This is a genomic window from Oryzihumus sp. (assembly GCF_036391795.1).
GTDB lineage: Bacteria > Actinomycetota > Actinomycetes > Actinomycetales > Dermatophilaceae > Oryzihumus.
Window position 1 is genome coordinate 1 of sequence record NZ_DASVZH010000275.1, and the last position, 5,277, is coordinate 5,277.

At 75.4% G+C, this 5,277-nt stretch carries 3 protein-coding genes and 1 pseudogene; all 4 read left to right on the top strand.

What is annotated here, in order from left to right:
- Positions 1-371: pseudogene (locus VF825_RS16950) on the top strand (hypothetical protein); the annotation flags it as partial.
- Positions 368-2,632, top strand: coding sequence for a serine/threonine-protein kinase (locus VF825_RS16955; RefSeq protein ID WP_331115520.1), 2,265 nt, complete (start codon positions 368-370; stop codon positions 2,630-2,632). The pseudogene VF825_RS16950 and the gene VF825_RS16955, both read left to right, overlap by 4 nt.
- Positions 2,629-3,726 (top strand): PP2C family serine/threonine-protein phosphatase, encoded by a 1,098-nt coding sequence (locus tag VF825_RS16960; RefSeq protein WP_331115522.1) that lies wholly within the window; start codon positions 2,629-2,631, stop codon positions 3,724-3,726. The genes VF825_RS16955 and VF825_RS16960 overlap by 4 nt, the downstream gene beginning before the upstream one ends.
- 93 nt (positions 3,727-3,819) lie before the next feature.
- Complete coding sequence (locus VF825_RS16965; RefSeq protein WP_331115524.1) at positions 3,820-5,109, top strand: VWA domain-containing protein; 1,290 nt, start codon at positions 3,820-3,822, stop codon at positions 5,107-5,109.
- Positions 5,110-5,277: the final 168 nt, after the last annotated feature.

Here is a 5,277-nt window from a genome sequence, read left to right on the forward strand (position 1 = left end):
AGCTGCGTCCGGCCCCGCGCCTGGCCGTGCCCGACGTCGCGGCCCTCGGGCCCGTGCCGGAGGACGCGGCGGCGGTGGATGCCTACCTGGTCCGGCTGGACGCGGTGAGCCGCGCCCTCACCCAGGCCCACACGGCATACCAGTCGGCGCTCGACGAGCGCGACGAGCTGCTCGGACGGCTGGAGGCCTACGGCGCCAAGGCCGCCGGCTCCTGCCTCGCACCCGAGGCGGCCGGCGACCTGGCCGAGCTGCGGCGACGGGCCGTGGACGAGCTGGGCAGCCGGCCCGCCGACCTCGAGCGGGCCCGGGCGCTCGTCGCCGCCTACCAGGCCTACCTGGCCAGCCGCGCCGACCACGGAGGGACACCGTGACCACGATCCCCTGCTCGCAGCCCGGCTGCACCGGCCACGTCCTGGACGGCTACTGCGACGTGTGCGGCTCCCCCGCCGCGGCCGGCGTGGTCAGCGCGTCGGCCGTCGCCGGGGCGGCACCCGTGGTCTCCACGACGTCCGCGGCCACCCAGCCGGCCGGCCTCGCCCCCTCACCGTCCGCGGTCTCGCGCGCGTCCAACCGGCTGCCCTCCTCGCCGCTGGGCTCCGCCCGCGCCAACGTCGGCACCCACGTCACCCGCCGCCTCGGCACCTCCTCCACCCGCCTGCGCGGGGCCCGGCTCGGGGCGGGGCTGACCACGGTGCCGCCCGTGCCGGCGGTCGACGCCGCCGCCGCGATCATGGTCGACCCGCAGGTGCCCGAGGACCGACGCAACTGCCCCAACTGCGGTGCGGCCGTAGGGCGGTCGCGGGACGGGCACCCCGGCCGGACCGAGGGCTTCTGCCCGCAGTGCCGGGCGCCCTACTCCTTCACCCCCAAGCTGCAGCCCGGCGAGCTCGTCGGCGGGCAGTACGAAGTGGTCGGGGCGCTGGCCCACGGCGGGCTGGGCTGGATCTACGCCGCCCGCGACAAGAACGTCTCGGACCGCTGGGTGGTGCTCAAGGGCCTGCTCAACTCAGGCGACCCGGACGCGCTGGCCGCGGCGATCGCCGAGCGGCAGTTCCTGGCCCAGGTCGAGCACCCGCTGATCGTCGAGATCTACAACTTCGTCACGCACCGGGACGCGGGCTACATCGTCATGGAGTACGTCGGGGGCACCTCGCTCAAGGCGCTGCTCAAGGCCCGGATGCGGGCGGCCGGCGGGCGCTACGACCCGATCCCGGTCGACCAGGCCATCGCCTACCTGGTCGAGATCCTGCCGGCGTTCCAGTACCTGCACGACCTCGGCCTGCTGTTCTGCGACTTCAAGCCGGACAACATCATCCAGGTCGGCGACGCGGTCAAGCTGATCGACCTCGGGGGCGTGCGCCGAGCCGACGACCTCGACTCCCCGATCTACGGCACGGTCGGCTACCAGGCGCCCGAGGTGCCCACGGTGGGCGCCTCCGTCGCTTCCGACATCTTCACCGTCGGGCGGACCCTGGCGGTGCTGGCGATGGAGCTGCGCGGCTACCAGTCCACCTACGTCGCCTCCTTCCCGCCGGTGGAGGAGACGCCGTTGTTCCAGCAGCACGACTCGCTGTACCGGTTGCTGGTCAAGGCCTGCGCCCCCGAGCCGGCTGACCGGTTCGCCACCGCCGACGAGCTGCGGGTCCAGCTGCTCGGCGTGCTCCGGGAGGTCGTGGCCGAACGCGCCGGCACCGGCGCCGCCACCCACTCCGCGTCCTCGCTGCTGTTCGACGTGCCGTCCGCGGCCGGCGAGACCCTGGACTGGCAACAGCTGCCCGCGCTGCGGGTCGACGAGGGCGACCCGATGGCCGGGTGGCTGCGCACCGTGAGCGTGGTCGAGCCGGAGGCCCGGCTGGCCGTCCTGGCGCGGGCACCGGAGTCCTCGGCCGAGGTGCTGCTCGCGACCGCGCGGACCGCGCTGCAGGCGTCCCGCTTCGACCTGGTCGACCGCGCGGTCACCTCCCTGTTGACCGAGGACCCGTGGGAGTGGCGGGCGGTCTGGCTCTCCGGCCTGGCTGCCCTCGCCCAGGAGGACCCGGCGACCGCCCGCAGCTCGTTCAACGCGGTCTACGGGCAGGTCCCCGGCGAGCTGGCGCCGAAGCTGGCTCTCGCCCTGGCCTGCGAGCTCAGCGGGGAGGCCGACGTGGCCGAGTCCCTCTACACCACCTGCGCCCGCACCGACGCCAACTACACCGCCCCGGCGGCGTTCGGCCTGGCCCGCATCCACACCGCCCGGCACGACCTCGACGGCGCCATCGCGGCGCTGGACCTGGTGCCGCCGACCAGCCGGGCGTTCCCGCAGGCGCGGCGCCTGCGCGCCGGGCTGCTGGCCGGCTCCGGGCGCGGGCTGGCAGCCCTGGCCGAGGCGATGGGCAGCATCGAGGCGGTCAGCGTCGACCCCGCCGACCGCTTCGGCCTCACGGCGACCGTGCTCGGCCTGGCCCTGAAGGAGGTCATGGACCACGGCGAGCGCCCGGAGGTGCTCATCGCCGGCGTCCCGGCCCGGGAGCGGACGCTACGGGCGGGTCTCGAGGCGGCCTACCGGCACCTCGCCGGCGTGACCGAGTCCCGCGCGGAACGCGTGCGCCTGGTCGACTCCGCCAACCGCACCCGGCCGTGGACCACGTGGTGACCTGCCCCGCCTGCCACAGCGACACCGCCCCGGGCGCGCGGTTCTGTGAGGCGTGCGGGCACGAGGTCAACCCCGGTATGCCGGCCGCGCCCGTCCCGGAGGCGGCGGACACGGCCAGCCCCCTGGACTCGGTGCGGGTGGTGCCGCCCGCAGCACCGTGCGCGGCCTGCGGCGGGGTCGTCGCCGAGGACGGCTACTGCCAGACCTGCGGCATGCCGGCGGTCAAGCCGCGCGACCACTTCCAGGAGCAGCCGGCGCCATGGGTGGCGGGCGTGTGCGACCGCGGCATCCGTCACCCCCGCAACGAGGACGCGATGGCCCTGGCGGCCGACGCGGCTCCCGCCTCGCGGGCGCTGCTGGTGGTCTGTGACGGCGTGTCCTCCTCGACCGACTCCGACCGGGCCAGCCTGGCCGCCGCCCGGGCCACCCGCGAGGTGCTCGCCGGCTCCCGGCCACGGGGTGCGGGCACCGTGGCGGCACGCGTCGCCGCGACCGCGGGCCTGCTCGAGTCGGCGGTGGCCGCCGCCAACGCGGCAGTCGTCGAGACGACCACCGCCACGCGGGGGGATAACCCGGCGGCCTGCACCTGGGTGGCCGCGGTGCTCGATGCTGAGCTGCTCGTCGTCGGCTGGGTGGGCGACAGCCGGGCCTACTGGCTGCCCGACGCCGGTGCCGCCACGGCGCTGACCGTCGACGACTCCTGGGCGGCCGAGCAGATCGCCCAGGGCATGCCGCGGCGGGAGGCCGAAGAGGGTACGCACGCCCACGCGATCACCCGCTGGCTGGGGGTCGACGCCCCCGACCCGGCCCCGCGCCACGTCAGCCGCGAGCTCGACGGGCCGGGGTGGGTGCTGGTCTGCTCGGACGGCCTGTGGAACTACTGCTCCGAGGCCGAGGACCTGGCGGCGCTGGTCCGCCGGTGCGCGGCGGTCGGGTCGCCGTCCCTCGCCCCGGTCGGGACGGGCGGCACCGCCCCCGAGCCCGACCCCGGTGCCGACCCGCTGGCGCTGGCGGAGGAGCTGGTCGCCTGGGCCAACGCGCAGGGCGGCCACGACAACATCACCGTGGCCCTGGCGCGGGTGGGGTCACCGTGACCGGGCACCCGCCGAGGCCGCGGCCGGGCCGGGGACCCGGCCACCCGGCATACCTGTCCCCGCACCGCCCCGGACGAGAGGAAGGCTCACGACATGGCCGAGTTCACGGCTGAGGTCTACCAGAACGAGTTCCTGCCCGACGGCGGCACGGACGTGCACGCGATCGTCACGGTCACCTGCCAGGGCGCCGGCGAGGCCGGGCGCTCCGGTGGCGGTGAGGCTGCGGAGATCGTCATCGTCGACACCTCCGGCTCGATGGGTGAGGACAAGATCCGCGCGGCTCAGGCAGCGGCCTCCGCGGCGCTCGACCAGGTGCTCGACGGGACGTGGTTCGCCGTGATCGCGGGCAACCACGAGGCGCGGCTGGCGTTCCCCTCCGGACCGATCGCGCCCGAGTCCGGGGTGGGCATGGTGCGCATGGACGACGTGATGCGGCGCGCGGCCAAGGCCGCGATCGCGACGTTCCACGCCGACGGCGGCACCGCGATGGGCACCTGGCTGACCAAGGCCCGGCAGGTGTTCGCCACGGTCCCGGTCACCCAGAAGCACGCCATCCTGCTCACTGATGGCAACAACCAGCACGAGACCCCCGAGCAGCTCTCCGTCGCGATCAGCGCGGCCGAGGGGCAGTTCCAGTGCGACTGCCGCGGCGTCGGCGCCGACTGGGTGGTGGCCGAGCTGCGCCGCATCGCCACCGCGCTGCTGGGCACCGTCGACCTGATCCCGAGCGCCGGGGAGATGCCGGCGGTGTTCGAGACGCTGATGCGCCAGTCGATGGGGCGCGGGGTGGCCGCGGCCGAGCTGCGGGTGTGGTCACCGCAGGGGGCGCAGGTGCTCTTCGTGCGCCAGGTGGCACCCACGGTGGAGGACCTCACCGGCCGGCGGACCGCGGTCAACCCGCTCACCGGCGCCTACCCGACCGGGTCGTGGGGCGATGAGTCCCGGGACTACCACGTCGCGGTCCGGCTCCCGGCCCGGAGCCTTGGGCAGGAGCAGCTCGCGGCGCGGGTGCAGCTCGCCGTCGGCGGTGACGTCGTGGCGCAGGGCCTGGTCAAGGCGATGTGGACCGATGACGACACCCTGACCACCCGCATCAACCCGGCGGTGGCGCACTACACGGGGCAGGCGGAGCTGGCCCAGGCGATCCAGGAGGGGCTGGCCGCCAAGGCCGCCGGCGACGACGCGACGGCGACGGCCCGACTCGGGCGGGCGGTCCAGCTCGCCGCCGAGACCGGCAACGACGAGGCCACCGACCGCCTGCGCAAGGTGGTCGACGTCGACGACGCCGTGACCGGCAAGGTACGGCTGCGCAGCAGCGTCGACCGGCTGGACGAGATGGCCCTGGACACCTCGTCGACCAAGACCACCCGGGTGAAGAAGTGACACCGGAACCGAGAGCGAGGCGGCGGAACGCATGAGCCCCTACACCTGCCCGCAGGGGCACACCTCCGAGGCCGGCGACTACTGCGACACCTGCGGGGCGCCGATCGCGGCCGGCTCCTCCGGTGCCGGTGGCGCAGCGTCGACCGGCTCCAGCGCGGTGGGTACGGC